The sequence below is a fragment of the Nonomuraea sp. K271 genome (assembly GCF_009908215.1).
Lineage (GTDB): Bacteria > Actinomycetota > Actinomycetes > Streptosporangiales > Streptosporangiaceae > Nonomuraea > Nonomuraea longispora.
This window is the reverse complement of sequence record NZ_JAAAHR010000343.1, coordinates 1-2,251: the sequence shown is the minus strand read 5'-3', so window position 1 is coordinate 2,251 and position 2,251 is coordinate 1. Positions and strand designations below refer to the sequence as shown.

Annotated in this window: 2 protein-coding genes and 1 pseudogene; 1 reads left to right on the top strand and 2 read right to left on the bottom strand. The window is 69.5% G+C overall.

All coding sequences use genetic code 11. The features are described 5' to 3' along the window. A partial coding sequence (locus GUY59_RS46730) for an ABC transporter family substrate-binding protein (protein ID WP_161715131.1) occupies nucleotides 1-1,589 on the top strand: 1,589 nt, incomplete at its 5' end. Between the two features lie 33 nt (nucleotides 1,590-1,622). On the opposite strand, the gene GUY59_RS46725 is transcribed toward GUY59_RS46730, so the two are convergent. Together GUY59_RS46725 and GUY59_RS46720 are read right to left on the bottom strand one after the other, a co-directional pair. Next, the gene (locus GUY59_RS46725; RefSeq protein ID WP_132342120.1) at nucleotides 1,623-1,874 is read right to left on the bottom strand and encodes a hypothetical protein; all 252 of its coding nucleotides are present in this window, start codon (nucleotides 1,872-1,874) and stop codon (nucleotides 1,623-1,625) included. Between the two features lie 71 nt (nucleotides 1,875-1,945). Next, a pseudogene (locus GUY59_RS46720) lies at nucleotides 1,946-2,251 on the bottom strand (hypothetical protein); the annotation flags it as partial.

Here is a 2,251-nt window from a genome sequence, read left to right as displayed (position 1 = left end):
ACCGTACGGTCAAGGCCTACGACATCAATCCGCAGCCGCGCGACAAGGTCAGGGACGGCGGGACGCTGCGGTGGGGCATCAACGAGTTCCCCGCCCAGTGGAACAGGAACCACGTGGACGGCAACCTCGCGATGGCCGGCGTGGTCAGCAACGCGCTGCTGCCCTCGCCGTTCCTGTCCGACGAGAAGGCCGAGATCACGGTCAACGACAACTACGTGATCGACGCAAGGGTGACAGAACGGCGGCCCAAACAGGTGGTCACGTACACGCTGAACCCCAAGGCCAGATGGTCCGACGGGCGGCCGATCACGTGGGCCGACTACCGGGCGCAGTGGCGGGCTCTGAACGGGCGCGACCCTGACTTCCGCATCGTCTCCTCCACCGGTTACCAGGACATCGGGCAGGTGACGCGGGGCAAGGACGACTTCGAGGTCGTGGTGACGTTCGAGCGGCCTTTCGGCGACTGGCAGTCGTTGTTCTCGCCGCTGCTGCCCGCCGTCACCAACCGCACGGCCCAGTCGTTCAACAACGCCTGGCTGAACAGGATCCCGGTGACGGCGGGCCCGTTCAAGTTCGGCGGGTTCGACCAGACCGCCAAGACGATCACCCTCGTGAGGGACGAGGCCTGGTGGGGCGACCGAGCCAAGCTGGACAAGATCATCTACCGGGCGTCGGAGCAGGACTCACTGATGGGGGCGTTCGGCAACGGCGAGCTCGACATCGTCGACGTGGGCCCGTCCGCCCCCGATCTCGCCCGCGCCAGGGCCGCCCAGGGGGCGCAGGTGCGGCAGGCGGCCGGCCCAGACTTCCGGCACTTCACCTTCAACGGGTCGAGCGAACTGCTCAAGGACCGCGACGTCCGGCTCGCCGTGCAGCTCGGCATCGACCGACAGGCCATCGCCCGCTCGGACCTGCAGGGCCTGGACTGGCCGATCGCGCTGCTGAACAACCACTTCTTCATGAACACGCAGGAGGGCTACCGCGACAACGCCGGCCGCATGGGCGGGTACGACCCCGAACGCGCCAAGAAGCTGCTCGACGCGGCCGGCTGGAGGCTCGCGGCCGGCACGACGGTCAGGCAGAAGGACGGCAAGCCGCTCGACCTGCGTTTCGTGGTGCCGTCGGGGGTGCAGGTCAGCAAGGCGGAAGGCGAGCTCGCCCAGAGCATGCTGGCGCAGATCGGCGTGAAGCTGACCATCAGGGCCGTGCCCAGCGACGACTTCTTCAGCAAGTATGTGATTCCTGGCAACTTCGACATCACGCCGTTCGCCTACATCGGCACCCCGTTCCCGGTCTCCAGCAGCTACGGGATCTACATCGACGCGCGCGACGGGAAGACGTGGAACGCGAACTTCGGGCGCGTCGGGTCGGCGGCCGTCGACGAGGCCATGAGCCGGGCCTCCCAGGCCCTCGACCCGGTGCGGGCCCGCAAGGAGACCAACAAGGCGGACCGGCTGATCTGGGAGCTGGCGACGGTGCTGCCGCTCTATCAGCGGCCGCAGAACGTCGCGGCCCGGGAGACGCTGGCCAACGTGGGGGCGCGCGGCTTCTACGACCTCCGCTACGAGGACATCGGTTTCATGCGCTGACGCGGCGGGCCGGCCACGCCTCCCCGGCCTCCCTCAGGCGGTCGTGCCGGCCGTGACGCGGTCGACGAGGCCCTTGGTGCCCTCCTCGCGCGCGCAGTGGGCGCAGCAGTACCAGTGCTCACCCGACTGGACACCGTGCCCGATGACCTTCGTGCCGCAGTGCTCGCAGATGGGCGCCATCGCCTCGATCGCGCACTGGAAGCAGTCGAAGGTGTGCACGGCCCCTTGCGCGCGCACCTCGAACGCCATGTCGTAGTCGTTGCCGCAGGTTTCGCAGACGGCCATGATGATCCCCTTCGCATGCGCGGTTTCGGGGTCTCCTTTCCCCAAACGGCGGCCGTATTCCGGCCGCGCCGTCACGGCCCGCGCAACAGGAGCCGGCCTGCCAGCGGCAGCCCGAGCAGCCCGAGCGCCGCCATCGCGGCGGGCAGGCCGAGCCACCCGCTGAGGCCGGCGACCAGCAGCGGGCTGACCATGAACCCGGTGTACGAGATCGTCGACACCCACCACACGAGCGTCCCGCCGGAGTCGTCGGCTGCGGCGCGGCTGAGCAGGGCGGGCACCATCGGGCCGAGCGCCAGCCCGGTGAGCGCGAATCCGGCCATGGAGACCGGCACGCTGTCGCTCAGCGCGGCCAGCGCGATGCCCCCGCCGCCGCCCAC